19 protein-coding genes, 1 tRNA gene and 3 pseudogenes are annotated in these 20,529 nt (G+C 60.0%); 10 read left to right on the top strand and 13 right to left on the bottom strand.

Annotated elements, in window-relative coordinates:
- Positions 1-61: 61 nt before the first annotated feature.
- Together N0Q91_RS09480 and N0Q91_RS09475 are read right to left on the bottom strand one after the other, a co-directional pair.
- Entirely contained in the window at positions 62-745 is a 684-nt protein-coding gene (locus N0Q91_RS09480; protein WP_275597942.1) for an RraA family protein, read from the bottom strand.
- Positions 746-787: 42 nt separating this feature from the next.
- Entirely contained in the window at positions 788-1,780 is a 993-nt protein-coding gene (locus N0Q91_RS09475) for a hydroxyacid dehydrogenase (RefSeq protein ID WP_275597941.1), read from the bottom strand.
- A gap of 181 nt (positions 1,781-1,961) precedes the next feature.
- Between N0Q91_RS09475 and N0Q91_RS09470 the strand changes: the two genes are divergently transcribed.
- The gene (locus N0Q91_RS09470; protein ID WP_275597940.1) at positions 1,962-2,870 is read left to right on the top strand and encodes a LysR family transcriptional regulator; all 909 of its coding nucleotides are present in this window, start codon (positions 1,962-1,964) and stop codon (positions 2,868-2,870) included.
- Positions 2,871-3,041: 171 nt separating this feature from the next.
- Here the strand turns inward: N0Q91_RS09470 and N0Q91_RS09465 are convergent, their stop codons facing one another.
- Together N0Q91_RS09465 and N0Q91_RS09460 are read right to left on the bottom strand one after the other, a co-directional pair.
- Positions 3,042-4,151 (bottom strand): sulfite oxidase, encoded by a 1,110-nt coding sequence (locus N0Q91_RS09465; RefSeq protein ID WP_275597939.1) that lies wholly within the window; start codon positions 4,149-4,151, stop codon positions 3,042-3,044.
- 350 nt (positions 4,152-4,501) lie between these two features.
- Positions 4,502-5,860: an alkyl/aryl-sulfatase gene (locus N0Q91_RS09460; RefSeq protein WP_275597938.1), complete on the bottom strand. Its 1,359-nt coding sequence runs from the start codon at positions 5,858-5,860 to the stop codon at positions 4,502-4,504.
- An 81-nt stretch (positions 5,861-5,941) separates the two neighbouring features.
- Between N0Q91_RS09460 and N0Q91_RS09455 the strand changes: the two genes are divergently transcribed.
- Both N0Q91_RS09455 and N0Q91_RS09450 read left to right on the top strand, forming a co-directional pair.
- The gene (locus N0Q91_RS09455; RefSeq protein ID WP_410177260.1) at positions 5,942-6,871 is read left to right on the top strand and encodes a LysR family transcriptional regulator; all 930 of its coding nucleotides are present in this window, start codon (positions 5,942-5,944) and stop codon (positions 6,869-6,871) included.
- A gap of 157 nt (positions 6,872-7,028) precedes the next feature.
- Positions 7,029-7,568: a gamma-glutamylcyclotransferase gene (locus N0Q91_RS09450; RefSeq protein WP_375341941.1), complete on the top strand. Its 540-nt coding sequence runs from the start codon at positions 7,029-7,031 to the stop codon at positions 7,566-7,568.
- Positions 7,569-7,984: 416 nt separating this feature from the next.
- Here N0Q91_RS09450 and N0Q91_RS09445 read toward each other — a convergent pair.
- The 4 genes and pseudogenes from N0Q91_RS09445 to N0Q91_RS09430 all read right to left on the bottom strand — a co-directional run bounded on the left by N0Q91_RS09445 (position 7,985) and on the right by N0Q91_RS09430 (position 9,660).
- A tRNA-Leu gene (locus tag N0Q91_RS09445) sits at positions 7,985-8,067 on the bottom strand.
- Positions 8,068-8,258: 191 nt separating this feature from the next.
- Positions 8,259-8,564, bottom strand: coding sequence for a hypothetical protein (locus N0Q91_RS09440; protein WP_018094956.1), 306 nt, complete (start codon positions 8,562-8,564; stop codon positions 8,259-8,261).
- A 270-nt stretch (positions 8,565-8,834) separates the two neighbouring features.
- Entirely contained in the window at positions 8,835-9,224 is a 390-nt protein-coding gene (locus N0Q91_RS09435; RefSeq protein ID WP_100674231.1) for a YciI family protein, read from the bottom strand.
- A gap of 174 nt (positions 9,225-9,398) precedes the next feature.
- A pseudogene (locus N0Q91_RS09430) lies at positions 9,399-9,660 on the bottom strand (hypothetical protein).
- A gap of 207 nt (positions 9,661-9,867) precedes the next feature.
- Between N0Q91_RS09430 and N0Q91_RS09425 the strand changes: the two are divergent.
- Positions 9,868-10,107 (top strand): hypothetical protein, encoded by a 240-nt coding sequence (locus N0Q91_RS09425; RefSeq protein WP_018094959.1) that lies wholly within the window; start codon positions 9,868-9,870, stop codon positions 10,105-10,107.
- A 44-nt stretch (positions 10,108-10,151) separates the two neighbouring features.
- Here the strand turns inward: N0Q91_RS09425 and N0Q91_RS09420 are convergent, their stop codons facing one another.
- The 3 genes from N0Q91_RS09420 to wrbA form a co-directional block, all read right to left on the bottom strand.
- Complete coding sequence (locus N0Q91_RS09420; RefSeq protein WP_018094960.1) at positions 10,152-10,370, bottom strand: hypothetical protein; 219 nt, start codon at positions 10,368-10,370, stop codon at positions 10,152-10,154.
- Positions 10,371-10,457: 87 nt separating this feature from the next.
- On the bottom strand, positions 10,458-10,700 hold the full coding sequence (locus N0Q91_RS09415) for a DUF2188 domain-containing protein (protein ID WP_003528075.1): 243 nt from the start codon (positions 10,698-10,700) through the stop codon (positions 10,458-10,460).
- A gap of 355 nt (positions 10,701-11,055) precedes the next feature.
- Complete coding sequence (gene wrbA / locus N0Q91_RS09410) at positions 11,056-11,655, bottom strand: NAD(P)H:quinone oxidoreductase type IV (protein ID WP_275597937.1); 600 nt, start codon at positions 11,653-11,655, stop codon at positions 11,056-11,058.
- A 161-nt stretch (positions 11,656-11,816) separates the two neighbouring features.
- On the opposite strand from wrbA, the gene N0Q91_RS09405 reads away from it, so the two are divergent.
- Together N0Q91_RS09405 and gpt are read left to right on the top strand one after the other, a co-directional pair.
- Positions 11,817-12,578: a competence/damage-inducible protein A gene (locus tag N0Q91_RS09405; RefSeq protein WP_018094962.1), complete on the top strand. Its 762-nt coding sequence runs from the start codon at positions 11,817-11,819 to the stop codon at positions 12,576-12,578.
- 169 nt (positions 12,579-12,747) lie between these two features.
- Positions 12,748-13,245, top strand: coding sequence for a xanthine phosphoribosyltransferase (gpt, locus tag N0Q91_RS09400; protein ID WP_015007526.1), 498 nt, complete (start codon positions 12,748-12,750; stop codon positions 13,243-13,245).
- A 115-nt stretch (positions 13,246-13,360) separates the two neighbouring features.
- On the opposite strand, the gene N0Q91_RS09395 is transcribed toward gpt, so the two are convergent.
- Positions 13,361-14,845, bottom strand: a complete 1,485-nt coding sequence (locus N0Q91_RS09395; RefSeq protein ID WP_275597936.1) for an NAD(P)H-hydrate dehydratase — start codon at positions 14,843-14,845, stop codon at positions 13,361-13,363.
- 346 nt (positions 14,846-15,191) lie between these two features.
- Between N0Q91_RS09395 and N0Q91_RS09390 the strand changes: the two genes are divergently transcribed.
- From N0Q91_RS09390 to hspQ, 3 genes and pseudogenes are all read left to right on the top strand, one after another.
- Positions 15,192-15,530, top strand: coding sequence for a P-II family nitrogen regulator (locus N0Q91_RS09390; protein ID WP_003528058.1), 339 nt, complete (start codon positions 15,192-15,194; stop codon positions 15,528-15,530).
- Positions 15,531-15,612: 82 nt separating this feature from the next.
- Positions 15,613-17,023: pseudogene (glnA, locus tag N0Q91_RS09385) on the top strand (type I glutamate--ammonia ligase).
- 179 nt (positions 17,024-17,202) lie between these two features.
- Positions 17,203-17,532: a heat shock protein HspQ gene (hspQ, locus tag N0Q91_RS09380; RefSeq protein ID WP_003528052.1), complete on the top strand. Its 330-nt coding sequence runs from the start codon at positions 17,203-17,205 to the stop codon at positions 17,530-17,532.
- Positions 17,533-17,695: 163 nt separating this feature from the next.
- Here hspQ and N0Q91_RS09375 read toward each other — a convergent pair whose 3' ends face one another.
- A complete protein-coding gene (locus N0Q91_RS09375; RefSeq protein ID WP_100674227.1) occupies positions 17,696-18,325 on the bottom strand; it encodes an invasion associated locus B family protein in 630 nt (209 codons plus the stop codon).
- Between the two features lie 345 nt (positions 18,326-18,670).
- On the opposite strand from N0Q91_RS09375, the pseudogene N0Q91_RS09370 reads away from it, so the two are divergent.
- A pseudogene (locus N0Q91_RS09370) lies at positions 18,671-20,457 on the top strand (extracellular solute-binding protein).
- The last annotated feature ends 72 nt before the right edge of the window (positions 20,458-20,529 follow it).

Here is a 20,529-nt window from a genome sequence, read left to right as displayed (position 1 = left end):
CGGGCCCTTACGTCGAGATGGCTGTCCGGCAGTTCCTCCCAAGGAGATGCCGGACAGGATCCTAATTTCCGGTCGGCAGTTCGCACCCGCCCTTCGCAAGCGCGTCGTTGAACCAGGTCGGGTTGTGTGTTCCTGCCGCGATCGCCGCCATCTGCGTCTGCTCGGCGGCGTGCTTCGCGACAGTCCGTTCGTAGACTTCCGCAACGTCGTCGATCGGAACGACGACAACTCCATCTGCATCCCCGACGATCAGATCACCCGGCGTGACAACCATGCCGCCGATCGCGATCGGCGTATTGATCTCTCCCGGACCGTTCTTGTAGGGACCGCGATGAGTCACGCCAACGGCATAGGAGGGAACGTTCATCTCCAGGAAGGCATCAGCGTCCCGGATGGCGCCATTGAGGACGAAGCCTACGACGCCCCGGCGACGCGCGTAGTCGAGCATCATCTCCCCCATCAGCGCATGGGTGACGTCGCCGCCCGCGTCCACGACGATGACGTCGCCGTCCACGGCCATGTCCATCGCCTTGTGGAGCATCAGGTTGTCTCCTGGCGGTGCCTTTACGGTGAGGGCGCGACCAACCAGCTTGCCCTGGCGGTGCATCGGCCGGAGCTGCGCGCCGGCGGCGTACATGCGGTGCATGCTGTCGCTGATGTTGGCGACGGGGAGTTCCCTGAACTTGTCGATCCAATGCTGATCGATGGCCCTGTCCCTGTTCCGAACCCTGAATCCGATTGTCAACGTCTTCTCCTCATTTCCTGATGTTTTGGTAGTGATGGACGATCAGGTCGGGGTGTTGGCCAGAGCCCGGAAGTTCACGATCCTCTCGCGACCGAGCGGCCGCCCTTCCACGACTGCAAGAACGCCTTCGACGGCTTCGACGCCGACCCGGGCGTTCGCCTCCTCAGTCACACCTCCGATGTGGGGCGTGACGACGATATTCTGGTGATTCCAAAAAGGATGATCCGCTGCGGGAGGTTCGGTCTGGAAGGTGTCCAGTCCCGCTCCGGCGATGTGGCCGCTTTCGATCGCCCGCAGGAGGGCATCCTCGTCGATCAAGCCGCCTCTTCCGGTGTTGATCACGTAGGAACCCGGTTTCATGAGGCCGAGACGCCTGTCGTCCAGCAGTTTGCGCGTGTCCGGCGTGAGCGGGCAGTGGAGGCTAATTATGTTGGAGCCCGCTATGAGGACGTCGACGTCCGTCTCCCTTGCAACTCCGGCGTATGCGAACGCGTTTTCGTCGGCAAATGGATCGTACGCACGCACCTTCATGCCCAGGGACTGGGCAAAGGCGGCGGTCTGCCGGGCGATCGCCCCGAAGCCCACCAATCCTACGGTCATCCCGGCAAGTTCCTTCCCCGCAAAGCCCGGCTTCTCCCAGCGACCAGCACGGAGACCGCTGTCCAACGGAACGATCCGCTTCACGGACGCAAGGATGAGGGCGATCGCATGTTCAGCAACGGAAAGGGCATTCGCGCCGGCGGCGACGACTACAGGAATGTCTCTGCGCGACGCCGCGTCCACATCGATATTGTCAACCCCGACCCCGTGCTTGGAGAGGACACGGAGCGATGGAGCGGCATCGATAGCAGCCGCTCCGAACCGGCCCATCCGAACAATGACGCCCACCGGGTCCACCTCGGTCACCGTACGAATGAGATCTTCTTCGCTGGTGTAAGGCGGAACATAGGCTACCGCATACCCTCTACTGACCGCTAGCTGAGCGGCTTGTTCATTGATGGCTGGTCCGGTGACCAGGATGTTGCGGCTTGCCATGCGTACCTCGACTGAAATGCGCGAGGACGCAGAGACGCTTCGGCCCCTCAAATACATCCTCCCTACGCCCAAGCTCCTCTCGGCATTTTCTGAGCACGGACCCTAACATAAGAATGTCTTGATTAAAGCGAATAATTCTGTCTATGTTGAACAGCAAATCTTAATTTGAGGCTTCCTGCGAGTGGATACGCGCCAACTCAAGACCTTCATTGCCATTGTAGAGCATGGAACCTTCGCGAAGGCGGCTGATGCCGTGGGCCTCACACCCTCGGCCATAAGTCAACAGATCCAAGCCTTGGAGGTCGAGGTCCGCGCGGAGCTTTTTGACAGGACGACGAGACCGATGACGCTAAACGGCCATGGATTGAGGCTCCTGGAAACAGCGCGAACTATTGTCCGTTCCGCCGACGACGTCATCGACGCCATATCCGGCAGAGCTATCGGAGGAACGTTTATCATCGGGTCAGTTCGATCAAGCGCCCTTTCCCTGCTTCCCAGAGCGATCGTGGCTCTCAAGAAGGACTACCCCGAGCTCAAGATCAAGCTGCACGTCGCCAACAGCGACGAACTGCTCGCCGACGTCGTTTCCGGACGACTGGATTGCGCGATGGTCGCGGAGTACTCCAACATCCCAGCTACGCTGCGCTGGAGTCCGTTCATCAACGAACCCTTGTTCGTGATCGCTCCCAAAGGCACGCCTAAAATGTCTGCAGAAGAGATACTGTCGAAGCTGCCGTATGTCAGGTTCAACAGCAAGTTCAGGCTCGCCCAGCTTATCGAAACGGAACTGGCGAAGAGCGGTTCGGTCACCAACCCGATCGCCGAGATAGACACCATAGCATCCGTGGTGCCCTGCGTGATCAACGGGCTAGGCGCTTCCGTCATCCCCTGGATCGCCTTACGGGACGTCCGGAATGAGGTCGTTTCCGTTCCGTTCGGCATTCCTCAGGTCCATCGTCACATCGGCCTGATAGAACGTCGCTCCGGAACACGATCTACCGTGATCGATCGTCTACATATGCACCTTGTTGATCTCAGCGCCCCTTATGGCATGAGGCGCGAAAGCATCCACGGCAACACAAAATCCTAAGGGCTTCCAGACCAGCGGTTGGCTTGCCTCAGGGTTGCTGAATGCTTCGCCACGCGGCCCGCGCGAACGGAGCATCGCGGAGGGGCAACCAGTCGGTCGGCTCAAATAGACTGTCCAAGTATCTGACCCCATGTTTGCTTTGGACTGATCTCGGACTTCAAGCGATGGTGATTAGATCACGAATTCCTCCTCGTACGTCTGTGGCTCGGGAACGACCGTAACCTCCACCGGAACGATCCAATTGGCCGCGTAGCTCTCGCAGTCGGAACGCGGGAGCTCGGGCTGCACGCACCCCGCCCCATCGATCGCGCGACATCGCAGTATATATCGCCCGACTTCTTCAGGGGTCCACATGTACTCCCACAAGCGCCATGCAAAGGGACGTTCTGTTTCGAGGAGCCTTCCCTCACGCCAGCCCCTGTCATCTCCGGTGCAGACCTGCACCTGCCGGATAACAGCCTCTCCGCTCCAGGCGGCTCCGAAAATCCGATACGGTTGGCCGGCGATGAGATGCGCCCCCTGCACGGGACGCGCGATCTGCGCTTTGACCTCCATCTCCGCAAGCGGGACCAGCCTGGGTTCCCCGAGGCTGCGCTCCCAACGGAAATAGTCGCGCGCCTGCCAGTAGCCAAGGAACGGTTGCTCCACAACCGTGATATGCGTGATCCACTTGACCCAAGCCATGCCGAACCACCCACCCACGACCGCGCGTAGCGGGTAGCCGTGATCGCGCGTCAACGCCTCCTCGTTCATCGAATAGGCAAGGATCGTGCTGTCAGCGATGGCCTTCCCAAGCGGCAAACTGCGCGCAAAAGCGATGGGGCCGGGAGAAGCCGTTTTCTTGTTCGTGTCGACGACGCCGCTGTCTGCGCCCACGAGCAGAACCTCACATGCGGTTCGCTTAACGCCCGCCATTTCCAAAATCTCGCGCAGAAGAACACCTGTCCACGCGGCATTGCCGACGGCTCCGTTCTGCCACTGCAGCCCCTCCTTTGGCGGCACATAGTAGACGCGCCCGTTCCCTGCGCACTCGACGACGGCGGTGAAAGTCGTGCTCCGCATCGCCTTGATGCTGTCGAGGTCAAGTTCGATCGGCCGCTCCACCGCCCCGTCAACGCGCAATCTCCAGTCTCGCGCATCGAGGTCCGGCGACGCGAAATGGTTTCGCACGAAGAACAGCTCGGTTGGGATCAGCCAATCGGAGAGCGACGCAAACGGAAACTCGATGTTCTGTGGGGATTTCTGTCGAACTATTAGACTGGGTCGCTCTGGTGTCGGCATGGTCCTCGTCTCCCCTTCCAAGAGCACAACGCCGGCTCTCGGTCGCGCGAATTCCGGTTCGATCACACCGCCCCTCGCAGTGCGTCTGTCGCGTTCCGCCCTTCGGTTGCATTCTAGCACATACCGCACGTTTCTCGGATCGACCTCGAACGGCAGCAAAGTGCCCGAATGCTGCTAGGCCACGTCTCTTTTGCGCCCCCATGTCAGTCGTAGAGGCCGTCATCACGCCTGCCCGAAAGCAGACATCGTCTTGGCAGCCGCGTCATGTCGCCTGTGCGCCATTAGCAGACATGCCTTTGGCCGATATGCGGGCATCGCCTGGCGTTAGTCAGGCGATGCCTTGTCACAGTCTACCTGTCGCTGGAGCGAGCTGTCTTCAGGCTGTTGGCCACCGTGAGATAGTAGTTTCGGGCGGTGGCATTCATCTGCCGTTCGCCCAACTCGCGGAAAGCTCTGATTTTCACATCGAGGGCGGCTGCGTTCTTCCCGTCGACCGCCAGAAGGTAGTCAGCCTGTTCAGCGGCCCATTGGAACTCGCCTGCTTCCAGAGCATCTTGGGCGCTTTTCAGCACCTTATCGCTTCCACCAACCAGTGCGATCAGCTTTTCTGCCCGTTCCTTGTCAGCCAACGGGAATATGTTGGTCGGATTTCCGTCAAACCAGCCCGCATTCTGCGAGTAGATGCCTCGTACCGACCATGCCACGGTTCCGTAGAACTCTTGCAGATAAGGGTGTTTCGCGAGTTTCTCCGGCAGCTTTACCTCTTGAACCAGCTCATCCGGCGTCTTGCCCTTTGCGATGCCTTCCATGGTCTTGCTGTAAACGAACTTGATGCCGTCACGGTACGCAGTGAGGGCATCCTTTGCTTCAGCAGCGTTTTGGATGGTGCCCATGTGGCCGGGGATGACGAAGTCCGGGCCGAGAGCGATCAACTTATCGAGGCTCGTAACCCACTTTTCTACCGGACGCGTAGGCAAGCCGCGCAGTGGCGCGATATTGGGAAATGTCTTTAGGAACACGTCACCTGCGATTAGCACCTTGGGGTCCGGCAGCCATACGGAGATATTTTCGTCAGCTTCCCCCGGTGTGAAGATCAACTTGAGCGGTACACCCGCAATCGTCAGCTCTTTTTCCGCGCCCTCGAACGTCTTCGTCGGCGGGATGAAGCCGTCGCGCGTGTGAGGGGTCGTCCTGCCATATTCGAGTTGCGTCCCTGCATTGATGAAGTCTTCGTCGGGCAACATGGTTCCGAAAGCGTCACCACCATCACGGCGTCCCCGTCCGGTATCCGGTTTCGCTGTTACCAGCAGTTTGTGGCTGTAGATCTCGGGCTTGTCTTTGCCCGCGAAGACCGTCGCGCCGCCCGTATGATCCGGGTGATTATGCGTATAGATGATTGCCTTGATTGGATGGCGCAACCGGTCTCCGAATGCCGCCATGATCGCCTTCGCATCGACCGGGTTGGCTGATGTGTCAACAATGATCGATCCGTCTTTGCCCTGGATCAGCATGACGTTGCTGGCAGAGTACCCAACAGCCGCATACACGCCATCGGTCACCTCAATGATCCGTTTCTGAAACTCATCCGAGTGAGCGATCAGTTTGTCCCGCCCTGAATACGCGATCTCCGCGAGAGCAGAGGACGTGGTGCCGAGAGTTGAAATCATGGCGGCAATCACTCCTGCCTTTAGTATCGATGAACCGAGCATCTCATCTCCAATCTTTGCGGACGAGAAGCCGTCCGGTCGCCTAAAAATAGGCCAACCAATATTGGTAATGTAGAGGCGAAATTGACAATCAGCCTCTCTTATACGATAAGCCCCGACATGGATTACAACGCTGTCAGAATGTTTGTCGCGGTGGCTCAGACGGGCAGTCTCTCCTCTGCTGCCGCCCGTCTCGGTGTGCCACTGCCCACACTTAGCCGGAAGGTGGCTGAGCTGGAGGCGGACCTCAAGGTTCAACTGCTGGAGAGGACTGCGAAGGGATGCCGACCCACAGAAGCCGGGTCGCGGTTGTTCGAGCAAGCGAGTGGTGGAATTGATCTTCTTGAGGAAGCTGAACGAGCAATCTTGAGCGAGCAGGCACAACTGGTGGGCCGCTTGCGTCTATCGCTCCCGCAGTCTTTCGAGCCGTGGTGGGACTTGCTGGCTTTGTTCCAGCGCGCCCACCCCGGCATTCAGATCAACGTCTATTCCACGGAGAGGCGCGTCGATTTGCTCGCGGACGGAGTGGATGTCGCGCTTCGCGTGGGCGCAATCGCTGACGACACTGTTATCGCGCGTCACATGCTGACGTTTCGGCATATCCTTGTCGCCAGCCCCGAGCTTGTGGCAGCACATGATAGGCCAGAAGGTCCGCAAGACATCTTGCGGCTGCCTTGTGCGGCATGGGGTTCTACGCTCGATGCGCAGCCCACCTGGACACTCGGAGGCCAGACGCAAAAGATCAATGCGACCTTCACGGCGAATGATTATCTGCACCTTAAAGCAAGGGCGATGGCAGGAGATGTGGCAACGGAACTGCCATCGTTTCTTGCAGCCGAATACCTGAAGTCACGCGAACTGGTAGAGCTTCTGCCCGAGTACCCCTTCCCGGAAACGGCTTTACACCTGGTCTACAAGAGGCAGCGTCATCCCTCGACGATAGTCCGGGCCTATCTCGATTTCTGCTCCGCTCACATCGCGATTGTCGAAGCAAGATGTCGGGTGACATCATGAGTAGAACGAAGATGGCGCTCACGCCGGAACTCGTCCTGCGGACGCTGAGGCCTGTCCCAGAGGAAGGGCCGGAGCCAAGATGGACGCCTATCCCAGAGGATGAACTGGACGCCTTGGTGCAGCGGTCAACGAGGAGAGCAAAAACGAGCCCTGATGGATATTCGCTTACGGCTCCCTGATCTGGAATCCGGACTTCGACTTCGATGCGAGAGAGTTTGGAACGATCTACGGCTGGCACCGCTCCTTCTCACTGCATATCGAGCGATGGCGAGCTACGTCCGGCAAACCCGGTCTGATGCTCGCCCTCGAACGCAGCGGGGCCTGCAAAGGTATCGCTTTCCGAACGCGGCAGTCCAACCAACCTGACGATCTTAGGCGGTTGCTGGCGCGGGAAATCCGCTATCGGGAAGTCGCGCCGATGATCAGATGGGTGGACGTTCATACGGCAGATGGAAAACGCAAAGCCCTGACCTTCTGGGCAAGCACCCCGAGCCATCAGCTCACCGCGCCCCTCCCTTTGGAGGATGCTGCGGCACGGATCGCCGTAGCGTGCGGACCAGCGGGTTCATGTGCGCAGTACCTTTACAATACGGTAAGCCACCTCGAAGCCGCTGGCATCCGCGACCGAAATCTGTGGCGACTTCAACAGCTCGTCGCCGAAGAAATCACTCGTAGTCCTGCTCCTTCCAAAAGGTAGCGATGAGAACTTTACCTTCGGGGATGGCCGCTTCGGGCCGATCCCGGACCTCCCCGGGGACGCCTCTGATGTCTGCTTTTTGCAATGAACACCGTTGTAGCGGACAGTCCACTCCCGGCCCTATTTTGGTCATCGCCAACCATGTTCGAGATGGCCGCTTTTGGCGCAAACTAGCCATCTAGCACGTGGCGTCAAACCTCAGCAGTCCCCACAGCGGGAGTCTATGTCCGGTGGCGGCTTGCGACAGCGGCCGAGCAGATGATCGTTTCGCCTCCGTAATTATCTTATTATGCTTCCCGCAGGACAAACCGCGCGGGGCCACTACGGCAACGATAGGACCAAATGTAGGGCCAAGCGCGTTTTTGTATTTAGCGACGCGTGCAGTGATATTTTCGATTTTCCGAACAAAATCAACGTGGTGCGGACGACGGGAATCGAACCCGTACGGTTTCCCGAGGGATTTTAAGTCCCTTGCGTCTACCAGTTTCGCCACGTCCGCCCGCAGCCTAAATCAAATACTTAGTCGATTCAGTCAAGGCAATGTTTTGCGAATGGCGTTTTCCGGACAATCCCAGCGAGATCGCTGAGGCAACGCCAGAATTTCACATCATGCGAAAGCGCCGTGCGTCTGAAATGACGCACGGCGCAAGAAGCGACACCAATTTCATCGCGAAGCGTAAATGGACTGGCTTACCGACCTCGGCCGGTCTTCGAGCTTTCTTGTGATTGTCCCGCGCCGCGGCCGCCGCGAGCTACGCCCTTGCCATGGGAGCTGCCGGGGTTCCTTGGATCTGCGCCGTTACCCCAGCCGTTGTTGCCTTTAACCTTGCCGCCACCGCCGCCGCCGGACTTGGCGATTGCGTTTGACGTCAGGCTGGTGGAAAGCAACATTGTCACTGCAGGAGGTGTCACAACGGCGAAACGACCGCAATTTTTCAGAAACTCTCGCCGGTCTTCATCGCTCGTTGATAGTGGTTCGTGTGGTACTTCGGGCATGAACGCCTCTCCTTCGGGTTGCATCGATTACACCCGTAGAGATTGCCATCGCAGCCCGGCGTTGAACATATGGGGTACGATATAGAACCAAAGAGAGCAGTTGGGGACCTGGCTCAATCCTGAGTTCCGGCTTTCGAACGCATATACGCCGCACCGGCACGGCCCAGACGGCGCGTCGCGTAGCTTGCCGTTTCGGTCGAGGCACGCAGCGTGAGCAGAAGATCGACGAAAACCGCCCCTTCCCACGGTTACCAACCATGCCGCGCGAAATCAGGCCGGATTCTCGTCGGGGGCCGAGAGCGCGGCACCGGGCAGATAGAGCGAAATCGGCCGAATCTCGTAGACGGCGGTCGGATTGACGCGGCGCAATTCGCGCGCCGTCTCGACGGCGGCTTCGAGGTTCGGGCAATCGACCACGTAGAGGCCGAGCAACTGCTCCTTGGTTTCGGCAAAGGGACCGTCGATGATCATGCCGGCACCCTCGCCCCGCAGCGTCACGGCGTCCCTGGTCGAGCCAAGCCGTGCGGCCGGCCCCAATCGCTTCTGCCGGACGAGGCGATCATTGACCTGCAGCAGATCGTCCATCAGCTTGGCATCTGCCTCCCTGGTCCAGGATTCGACCACCTCTTCCTCGTGATAGGCCAATATCGCGTAGAACATGGATCCCTCTACAATCTCCCATACGGTGCCCAAGTCAGGCACAACGACATGCACGCGATTGCATAGTCACGCGGGATGCGAAGCGATCCCGATGAAACGCCCTCGTGAATCGAGGCGATTAGATCGTTTCCGGAGCGCGCGGGCAAGCCCAGCTGCGTCAGCCGCTCGATGTGCTCAAAGCTCGCCTTTGGTCACCTTTGGAGGAACACGGCCTGTGTGATGGATCGGATTGTCCGATCCTGCGCCTTCGGTCGGTTTCTCTTTCTTTGTGGTCTGGCCACTTCTGGCCGGCGGCTCGTCTGCCTCCTCGGTGCCGGAACTCTGCCCCCTGGTCCGGGAGCGGCTGTTGCTCCATATCCAATTCTTTCGGTTCCGGTTTCCATGTGGGAGACGGCATCGGCTGGTCGGTCAGATCGTCATGTTTGGGATCGCTCATGGGCTCGCTCCTTTCGGTCTTGCCAGATCAACCCCGGACATTTCTGAAGGTTCCTCATGGCCTGGCCGGTCCGTTCGAGGATCGCGGACGGCGTCTGCCCAAGAAATTTTGCAACCCCTGATTCGCCAGGGGTTCAATCGCGGCATGTCAATGGCAAGATAATGCAGGGCTCAATGGCATCCCTGATGATGACTAGGAGGGTGGGGCGTGCGTTCACTGCAAGCGTTCGGCGGCATCGCCTTGCTTCCCGAAGACCTGGACACGCTGCAGCGTGTGTTCGACATGCTGTGTCGCGAACATCGATGGCCCCGCGAGAGCGCGCAGGCTCGACGGTTCGGGAGGATGCTGATCCGGGAATATCAGGCGGGCACGACAGATGAGGGACTTCTTCTGCGAGCCGGGCAAGCCTTCGTCAGCCAGGCCATCGCACAAAAGAGATTGGCCTGAACAGAAATCCCGGCCGTGCGGCGAGGAGCCGGTCAATGACCGGCTCAGTGATAGTAGAAACAGTCGCAGTCGGCTCTCGTGGCGTCCTCTCCCTTCCACACCCTGACCGCCAGCTTTGACGACTCGCCAGTCTCCTCGAGCCGCAATCCCAACAGCGAAATCGCCGCCGCCTTGGGGTTCGGCGCGTCTATTTCGATGACCGATCCGACCTGGTGAACGCCCAGGCGTGCAGTCCAGGTAAAGATCTGAACATTGTAATGCATGGAAATTCTCCATTTCAGTCGCCGGCCGTGCCGGTCACATAGCCAAGGACAACTGCCCCGCGTCAATTGCCCTCCAACGCAACATCGTCAGCCATCCTCTACGGTCGCTTCCGGTCGATCGCCGCCGTCGGCATGCTCGAAATGCCAGTTTCCCTTCTCATCCTGGAAGCTGATCTCCTCGTCGTCGCCACCGACCTGCTGTTCGGCTGCTGCAGCTTTGGCGGCCGCTAGCGCCATCTCGCGACTGGGAAAGGGCTCTGAATATGCATCGGCTGCCTTGTAGGCCCAGCCTCCATCGTGTGGAACGATGAAATATGTGATCTGCACCATCCTTCACTCCCATGGATGTTCAAGGACAGTCCCTGCCCTCGACGGGCCGCGCCGCGCGGGCCCCTTATGCTCCTCCTTGTTGCCGCATGCTTCCCTGAATCGGAGCCGGTTTGAGAAGCGCCGCAGCCATTCAAGTGCTGTAGCGACCGTGGCTACCTAAAAAGCGCACGTCGCCGTCGGGCATTTCTGATGCCGAATGCTGCGATGTTAACACAAAATTGCCCCATTGGGCCACATTTGCGAATGCTTCTCGGCCGATGTTCGGCGACCCCGCCGATGGGCGAGTTGTGATGCGAATCGCCCGCTAAAAAAGCGCGCGGCTCGATCGGGAGCCGCGCACGAACGTTGAAGATCGTCAGTCCGCAAGCTTTGCGGCAATCCGCGCGACATGCGCACCCTGGAAGCGAGCCGCTTCGAGTTCGACCGCGGACGGCTGCCGCGAACCGTCGCCGCCGGTAATCGTCGAGGCGCCATAGGGCGATCCGCCCTTGACTTCCTCAACGCCCATCTGGCCCTGGAAGGCATAGGGAAGTCCGACGACCACCATGCCGTGATGCATCATCGTGGGGATGAGGCCGAGAATCGTCGATTCCTGGCCGCCGTGCTGGGTCGCCGACGAGGTGAACGCGGAGCCTACCTTCCCGACGAGCTTGCCTTTTGCCCACAGGCCGCCGGTCTGGTCGATAAAGTTGCGCAATTGCGAAGCGACAGTCCCGTAGCGGGTGCCCGCGCCGAAGATGATCGCATCGTAATCCGCCAGTTCCTCGACGGTCGCGACCGGTGCCGGCTGGTCGAGCTTGAAATGCGAAGCCTTCGCCACGTCCTCCGGCACGAGTTCCGGAACACGCTTGACGACCACTTCGGCGCCGGCCGATCTTGCACCTTCCGCGACCGCATAGGCCATCGTCTCGATATGCCCATAGGCCGAATAGTAAAGAACCAGTACTCTAGCCAAAACGATACTCCTTGTTGTCCGGCAATTCCGCTTGATCGCCGCGGCCGGCAGGATTTATCAAAACACATACCACTGCCAGTGCAGGGATGGTCGACAGACTGTTCAGCTTTTTTCAACACCGACGAGATCGCGTTCGCGATCCGAATACGCCCGGAGCGCCAATGACCAGCCCCACGATCGTCACCGCCGCCATGCTCGCCATTGGCGACGAGCTTCTCTCCGGCCGGACCAAGGACAAGAACATCGGCCACCTTGCCGATATGCTGACGATGGTCGGAATCGATCTGCGCGAGGTGCGCATCGTCGCCGATGACCAGGACGCGATTGTGGAGGCGGTCAATGCATTGCGCAGCCGCTACCGCCACGTGTTTACGTCCGGCGGCATCGGTCCGACCCATGACGACATCACTGCCGATGCGATTTCGAAGGCCTTCGGAGTCGAGTGCATTCACGAGCCGAAGGCAATGGAGCTGCTTGGCGCGATGTACGAGCGCCGCGGCATGGAGTTCACCGAAGCGCGCAAGCGGATGGCCCGCATGCCTGATGGCGCGACCCACATTCCCAATCCGGTATCGACCGCGCCCGGCTTCGCCATCGAGAACGTCTATGTCATGGCCGGCGTGCCCCAGGTCTTCCAGGCGATGCTCGACGCGCTGTTACCGAGCCTCGAGGCCGGCACGCCCGTCCTGTCCCGTACGGTTCGCTCCCCCTATGGCGAGGGCGACATCGGAGCGCCGCTGACCGAGGTGCAGAAGAACCATCCCGAAACGAGCATCGGCTCCTATCCGAAATTCGACGGCAAGAGCTTCTCGACGGATATCGTGATCCGGGCCCGCGATGCCGCGGTCCTTGGCGCCGCCGAAGCCGGGGTGATCGCGATGATCGAGGCGATCGGCAGCTCGCGCGAGAAAAACCAGCCCTGAACTCCGCGGCCGCGAAATCATTGCAGATCGCGGTGCTCGCGCCCGCACTGGCTCTTGCACTTTCGGCTTCATTGCCGCTATTGCATCAGGCATGAACAAGTGTCGGCGGCGTGGCCGTCGAACTGCAGCAACGCTTATCGCCGACAGCGCAAAAGAGCCGGAGTCCGCCATGTCTCTTCCCGAGAAAGCCTTTCCTGTATCCTGGGATCAGTTCCACCGTGACGCCCGCGCCCTGGCCTGGCGGTTGGCCGACAACGGACAGGAATGGCGCGCGATGGTCTGCATCACGCGCGGCGGCCTTGTTCCGGCGGCTATCGTCAGCCGGGAACTCAACATCCGGATGATCGAAACGGTCTGTATCGCCTCCTATCACGACTACGACACGCAGGGTCAGATGAAGGTGCTCAAGAGCATCTCACCTGAGATCGCCAAGGATGGGGGCGAAGGCGTTCTCATCGTCGACGATCTGACCGATACCGGCAAGACTGCCGCCGAGGTTCGTGCGATGCTGCCGAAGGCGCATTTCGCCGCGGTCTACGCAAAGCCGAAAGGTCGCCCCCTCGTCGATACTTTCGTGACCGAGGTCAGCCAGGATACCTGGATCTACTTCCCCTGGGACCTCGGTTTCACCTACCAGGAACCGATCGCCAAGGGCACCCGCGGCTAGCGCAGATCGTTTCACCGTTCATTAGCGTAGTGAAACACTTTAGCACTTTGAAAGTGGGCGATTCCGGACGGAAACGTTACACGCTTTCCTGGAAGTGTGCAGAACGCTCGGCGTTCTAAGCATTCTCTCCAAGCGGCGCTATGCTCTCGACAAGGCTTTCGGCCGTTGCCGCGCGGCCGGCCCCGACGCCCGCCTCGCCATGGCGCCAGACTGCGGCTGCTGCCGCCTCGAAGGCAGGCATTCCCTGTGCCAGATGGGCGCCGATGATCCCCGCAAGCACGTCGCCCGAACCTGCTGTCGCGAGCCAGGGCGGCGCGTTGACATTGACAGCGGCCCGGCCGGACGGCGCGGCAACGACCGTATCCGCACCCTTATAGACGATCACGGCATGGCTGAGCCTTGCTGCTGCCTGCGCCTTCTCGATCTTGGACAGCGCCGCATCCTCGGCGATATCCGGGAAGAGCCGGGCGAACTCCCCTTCGTGCGGCGTCATCACCACCTGGCCGCCCTCTGCCGCGATCCTGTCGAAAAGCTGCTCCCTGCCCTCTCGAAACGAACTTATCCCGTCGGCATCGAGCACCAGCGCGCGGCCGCAGAGCATGAGCACGAAATTCCGCGCCTTTTTACCGATCCCGAAGCCGGGTCCGAGAACGAAGGCATTCAGGCGTCTGTCCTTGAGCCAGGCGGCAAGGCCGGCAGTGTTGCTGATTTCCTTGAGCATGATGGCGGTGAGGTGCGACGCGTTGACGGCAAGCGCTTCCGTCGGAGAGGCAAGCGTCACCAGCCCCGCACCGGCGCGCAGGCCCGCGGCGGCCGATAGCCGCGCGGCCCCGGTCGAAACCGGTCCGCCGCAAAGCACGGCGAGATGGCCGCGTTTGTATTTGTGGGTCGCGGGATCCAGCGCGCCGAGGTGTCGCTCCCATAGCGCGGGCGTGTTGACGGTGAGATCGCCGGCTCTGTCCGCAACGAGCCTTGCAGGAATGCCGATATCGAAGATTTCAAGTGTGCCGCAGCGGGCGCGGCCCGGCATCAGCAGATGGCCGGGCTTGGCCGCCATGAACGTCACCGTGTGAGCCGCAACGAAGCTCAAGCCCCGGATTTCGCCCGTACGCCCGTCGATGCCGGATGGCAGGTCCACGGCGAGGATCGGTACTCCGCTCGCATTCACTTGCTCGATGATCGTTCCCGCCTCCTCCGGCACGTCGCGCGCAAGCCCCGCCCCGAAAAGTGCGTCGATGACGACGTCACCCGATTGCGGTTCGTAGGCGTCGAGGGGGCCGGGCACCAGCGCACAGGCATCGCGCGCCTGCGCGGCGTCGCCCTTCAGAATTGCCGCGTCCCCGAGCGCGAAGACGGCGACGCTTGCGCCGGTTTCGGCGAGCGCCGCTGCGGCGACATAGCCATCGCCGCCGTTATTTCCGGGGCCGCAAAGCACGACAAAGCGCAGTGCTTCCGGGTAAAGCCGCAAGGCGGCGGCCGATACGGCCGTTCCCGCCGAACGCATGAGCGAGAAGCTGTCGATCCCCGAGCGCGCGGCATCCTTGTCGACCTCTGTCATTTCCGCCGGGGTCACGAGGATATGCGAAAGCGCGTGAAGCATGGAAACGATCTAAGCCCGACCGAAAGCGCAAGACAAGAGCAGCGTTGACGGAAAGTGACGTGACTAAAAAATATGCAATTGCACACTATAAGTGCTCAAATAACATGCTTCGACCACGAAACGCAGCGATCATCCGTCGCGCACCGGTGTCGAACACTCAAAACCTCATAAAAAATAGGCAGAATGCCGTTGCAGAAGCCACTGCCCCATCGGCACCCATCGCGTTACCACTGGAAATTTCGCAATCTGCGCGTCATTCCGCTACAAAAGTGGCACGCTACGTGCATAGTGTGAGGCCAAGCGGGCAGAACCTGCTTTAAAGGGAGAAGCGGAGAGACATTTTCTCATGAAAAAGATCGAAGCGATCATTAAGCCTTTCAAGCTCGACGAAGTGAAGGAAGCCCTTCAGGAGGTCGGCCTGCAGGGGATCACCGTCACGGAAGCCAAGGGCTTCGGGCGGCAGAAGGGACATACGGAGCTCTACCGCGGCGCAGAATACGTCGTCGACTTCCTGCCGAAGGTGAAGGTCGAAGTGGTGCTGGCGGATGAAAATGCGGAGGCCGTGATCGAAGCCATTCGCAATGCCGCGCAAACCGGCCGCATCGGCGACGGCAAGATTTTCGTATCCAATGTGGAAGAAGTGATCCGCATCCGCACCGGCGAAACCGGTCTCGACGCCATCTGATCGCGTCCGGCGATCTCACCGATCCGGGGGCCGTCCGGCCCCGTTTTTCCAATCCTCGTCATCACACAGGGAATTGCAACAAATGACGACTGCGAATGAAGTTCTGAAGCAGATCAAGGAAAACGACGTCAAATTCGTAGACCTGCGCTTTACCGACCCCAAAGGCAAGCTGCAGCACGTGACGATGGATGTCGTCTGCGTCGACGAAGACATGTTCGCCGACGGCGTCATGTTCGACGGTTCCTCGATCGGCGGCTGGAAAGCTATCAACGAATCCGACATGGTGCTCATGCCCGATCCGGAAACGGCGCATATCGACCCGTTCTTCGCCCAGTCTACCATGGTCATCTTCTGCGACATTCTCGATCCGGTTTCGGGCGAAGCCTATAACCGCGATCCGCGCGGCACGGCCAAGAAGGCAGAAGCCTACCTCAAGGCCTCCGGCATCGGCGACACCGTCTTCGTAGGTCCGGAAGCGGAATTCTTCGTCTTCGACGACGTCAAGTACAAGGCCGATCCGTACAACACCGGGTTCAAGCTCGACAGCTCCGAACTTCCCTCCAACGACGACACGGACTACGAGACCGGCAACCTCGGTCACCGCCCCCGCGTCAAGGGCGGCTATTTCCCGGTTCCGCCGGTCGACAGCAGCCAGGACATGCGCTCCGAAATGCTGACCGTGCTGTCCGAAATGGGCGTGACGGTGGAAAAGCATCACCACGAAGTGGCAGCGGCGCAGCACGAGCTCGGCGTCAAGTTCGATGCCCTCGTGCGCAACGCCGACAAGATGCAGATCTACAAATATGTCGTGCACCAGGTCGCCAATGCCTATGGCAAGACCGCGACCTTCATGCCGAAGCCGATCTTCGGCGACAACGGCTCGGGCATGCACGTGCATCTGTCGATCTGGAAGGACGGCAAGCCTACCTTCGCCGGCGACGAATATGCCGGGCTTTCCGAATCCTGCCTCTACTTCATCGGTGGTATCATCAAGCATGCCAAGGCCCTGAACGCCTTCACCAACCCGTCGACGAACTCCTACAAGCGCCTCGTCCCGGGTTATGAAGCACCGGTTCTGCTTGCCTATTCGGCCCGCAACCGCTCGGCCTCCTGCCGCATCCCCTTCGGCACCAACCCGAAGGCGAAGCGCGTCGAAGTCCGCTTCCCCGATCCGACGGCGAACCCCTGACCTCGCCTTTGCCGCGATGTTGATGGCCGGTCTCGACGGCATCAAGAACAAGCTTCACCCCGGCAAGGCCATGGACAAGGACCTCTACGACCTGCCGCCGAAGGAACTGAAGAAGATCCCGACCGTCTGCGGCAGCTTGCGCGAAGCGCTCGAAAGCCTCGACAAGGACCGCAAGTTCCTGACCGCCGGCGGCGTTTTCGACGACGACCAGATCGACTCCTTCATCGAACTGAAGATGCAGGAGGTCATGCGCTTCGAAATGACGCCGCATCCGGTCGAGTTCGACATGTACTATTCCGTCTGATGGCGGAGCGGACGGCCCTCACAGGTTCTGTCCATGCAAGATGAAACGAGGAAGGCGGGTTTCATCCGAAGCCCGCCTTTTCAGTTCGACGCCGATGGAAGCCTCGCGCCCGGGGCGCGGGCCTCTTGATGTTCCATATGCGACAACCCAGATAACTGTCTGAAAGGATGTGTTGCGTCATGAAACAAAGAAACGCCAAGTTTGAGATCGGACAGGTGGTTCGCCATCGGATGTTCCCGTTCCGCGGCGTCGTCTTCGACGTCGACCCGGAATATGCGAACACCGAAGAATGGTGGAATGCGATTCCGCAGGAGATCCGGCCCGAAAAGGACCAGCCCTTCTATCACCTGTTTGCGGAGAACGACGAAAGCGAATACGTCGCCTATGTTTCGGAACAGAACCTCGTTTCCGATGACAGCGACAGGCCGATCCGACACCCCCAGGTGGACGCTCTGTTCGAAAAGGCCGACGCCGGACACTACAAGCCGAAGGCCACCTATCAGCATTAGAGCGGAATGAGCAAAAGGTGCGTGCGGGTAGCTGCCGCATCCGCTCGGCGCCGGGCTGAAAACGCGCAGAGTGGCCGCAACTTCGCCGGCGGAAGCAGGTACGAAAACGCCCGGCTCGGTGTGAACCGAGCCGGGCGTTTTACCTGTTCAGAGAAGCTGACGATTACTGCTGTTTGGCAGCCTTCTGCGCCTCTTCGAGCTTCTTGCGGGCGTCTTCCGCCTTCTTCTGCATCTCTTCCTGCAGCAGGCGCTGACGCTCTTCAAGCTGGGACTGCTCGATCGGTTCGCCGTCGAATACGCCGGTGAAGCCTTCGAGCGTCATCTTGATGGGGTTCGGAGCGCGCTGGAAGTTGACGGAGGTGAAGACGACCTCGTTGCCCTTCTTCAGCTGCGCGATAAGCGCGTCGGAGAGCGGCGCTTCGGCAACGCACTTGTCCGGCATGCAGATCGCGTAGTCGAGCTTGACGCCCTTGCCGCCGTCGATCTGCATTTGAACGCCGGGCGGGATCATGCGCGCGGATGGTACGGAAACCTGCATGACCTTGCGATTGACCTTGCCGGAGACGGTAATGAGGCCGACGGCCGTCACCAGCTGGCCGTTATTGGCGGTGAGCAGGTTCTGCACGATGCAGACATCGTTGTCTTCCTGCTTGGTGCAGACCTTGAACCAACCCTGCGGCGGCTTGCCTCCCGCCTGCTGCGCGGATGCGACGTTCGGCGCACCGGCTGCTGCGAAAGAAAGCGCCAGCGCTGCCAATCCCGCGCGTGTGGTGAAGTTCGACTTGAAGATCATTGTGATTCCGTCTCCTGAAATCCGGTCACGGAACAGAGTTCCGCAGAGTGAGTATCGTCAGCCGCCGTTGTCCTGTTGGCCAAATGAGGCATTTGAATGGCCCCGATTCCGGAAACACCTGTTACATTGGCTCGTGCGGTTTATCCAGTGTTTGTTGCGATTTTGTGCAATCATTTGCTTTGAGCGGCCCTTTCGAACCGGCGAGGGATGTGGCAGGAGCCTGCTTTGTTCTTTTCCCGACCCGGCGCCGGTTGGAAATGCGCTCCCGCATTGATACCTTGCGCGGAATCGGCCTGTTGAATCCCACGGGAGGTGAAGTTGCGCGCAGTTGTTTCCGGCCTGGTGATGCTCCTGGCAGCCAGCATGTTTGCCAATGGCGCTCTGGCCGCGCCCGTGCATGCGATCGCCATGCATGGCGAACCCGCCTTGCCTGCCGATTTCAAGCACTTCCCTTACGTCAACCCGCAGGTGAAGAAGGGCGGGAAGGTCGCCTACGGGGTCGTCGGCACGTTCGACAGCCTCAATCCCTTCATTTTGAAGAGCATGCGCACGACCGCGCGCGGCATGTGGGACCCGGGCTTTGGCAACCTGGTCTACGAATCGCTCATGCAGCGCTCGCAGGACGAGCCATTCACGATGTACGGCCTGCTCGCCGAAACCGTCGAATGGGACGATGACCGCACCTTCATCCAGTTCAACCTCAATCCCAAGGCGCGCTGGGCCGACGGCCGGCCGGTGACCGCCGAAGACGTGATCTTCACCTTCGAATTGTTGCGCGACAAAGGGCGCGCACCCTTCAGCAACCGCCTCTCCAAGGTTGCGAAGATGGAGAAGGTCGGGGAACGTAGCGTGCGCTTCACCTTCACCGAAGAGGCCGATCGCGAGATTCCGCTGTTGCTGGGACTTTCGCCCGTGCTGCCGAAGCATGCGATCGACGTCGAGACGTTCGATCGGACGAGCCTGGAGCCACCGCTCGGCTCCGGTCCCTACCGGGTCGCGGAAGTCAGGCCCGGCGAACGGATCGTCTATCGCCGCAACCCCGACTATTGGGCCAAGGATCTGCCCTCGAAGGTGGGCCTCGACAATTACGATGAGATCTCCGTCGAATATTTCCTGCAGGAGAACACCCTGTTCGAAGCCTTCAAGAAGGGTGTGGTGGACATCTACGCCGAAGGCAGCGCAACGAAATGGGCCCGCGCCTACGATTTTCCCGCCGTTCGCAGCGGCGGCGTGATCAAGGAAACGTTCAAGCCGAAGACACCGTCCGGCATGCTCGGCTTCGTCTTCAATACGCGCAGGCCGATGTTCGACAACATCAAGCTCAGGCAGGGGCTCGCTCTCGTTTTCGACTTCGAGTGGGTCAACAAGAATCTCTTCGACGGCGCCTATACGCGTACGCAGAGTTATTGGCAGAATTCGTCGCTTTCCTTCCTCGGGGTGGCGGCTGACAATCGTGAACTGGACCTCATGGGAGACGTGAGGGAGCGCATCAATCCGGCGATCCTCGACGGCACCTACCGGCTCCCCGTGACGGACGGCTCGGGTCGCGATCGCAATGTGCTCCGGGAAGCGGTGACGCTTCTTCGCGAAGCGGGCTACTCCATCAAGGACGGCAAGATGGTCGACGCCAAGGGTACGCCGCTCGCTTTCGAGATCATGAGCCAGAATGCCGGCCAGGAGAAGGTTGCGCTTGCTTATCAGCGGTTTCTCGCGCCGCTCGGCATCGCAGCGAGGGTTCGCACCGTCGACGATTCACAATATCAGTTGCGCAGCCAATCCTTCGATTACGACGTCATCATCAAGTCCTTCCCCTCGTCGCTCTCCCCGGTCTCGAACAGATCAATCGCTGGAGTTCGCAAACTCGGGACAGGCAAGGCAGCGACAACTTCGCCGGCGTCGCCGACAAGGACGTCGATAAACTGATCAACAACATCCTGCAGGCGCGCAACCCCGAGGATTTCACCGCCGCCGTTCGTGCGCACGACCGGCTCCTCGTCAACAATTCCTATCTTGTTCCGCTTTACCATCTCGATGCGCAATGGATTGCCCGGTGGAAGCATATCGGCCGGCCGACGACGGTACCGCTTTACGGTTATCAGTTGCCGAGTTGGTGGGACGAGCGTGTTCAGTAGGCAGGCACCCGTTCGCTGATGCATTGAAAGATGTTTCCAGCCGGCCTATGTCGCAGTTTTGGTAAAGCGAAA

Source organism: Sinorhizobium prairiense (genome assembly GCF_029201645.2).
Taxonomy (GTDB): Bacteria; Pseudomonadota; Alphaproteobacteria; order Rhizobiales; family Rhizobiaceae; genus Sinorhizobium; species Sinorhizobium meliloti_A.
The sequence above is the reverse complement of the archived record's forward strand: the minus strand, read 5'-3'. Positions and strand labels throughout refer to the sequence as shown.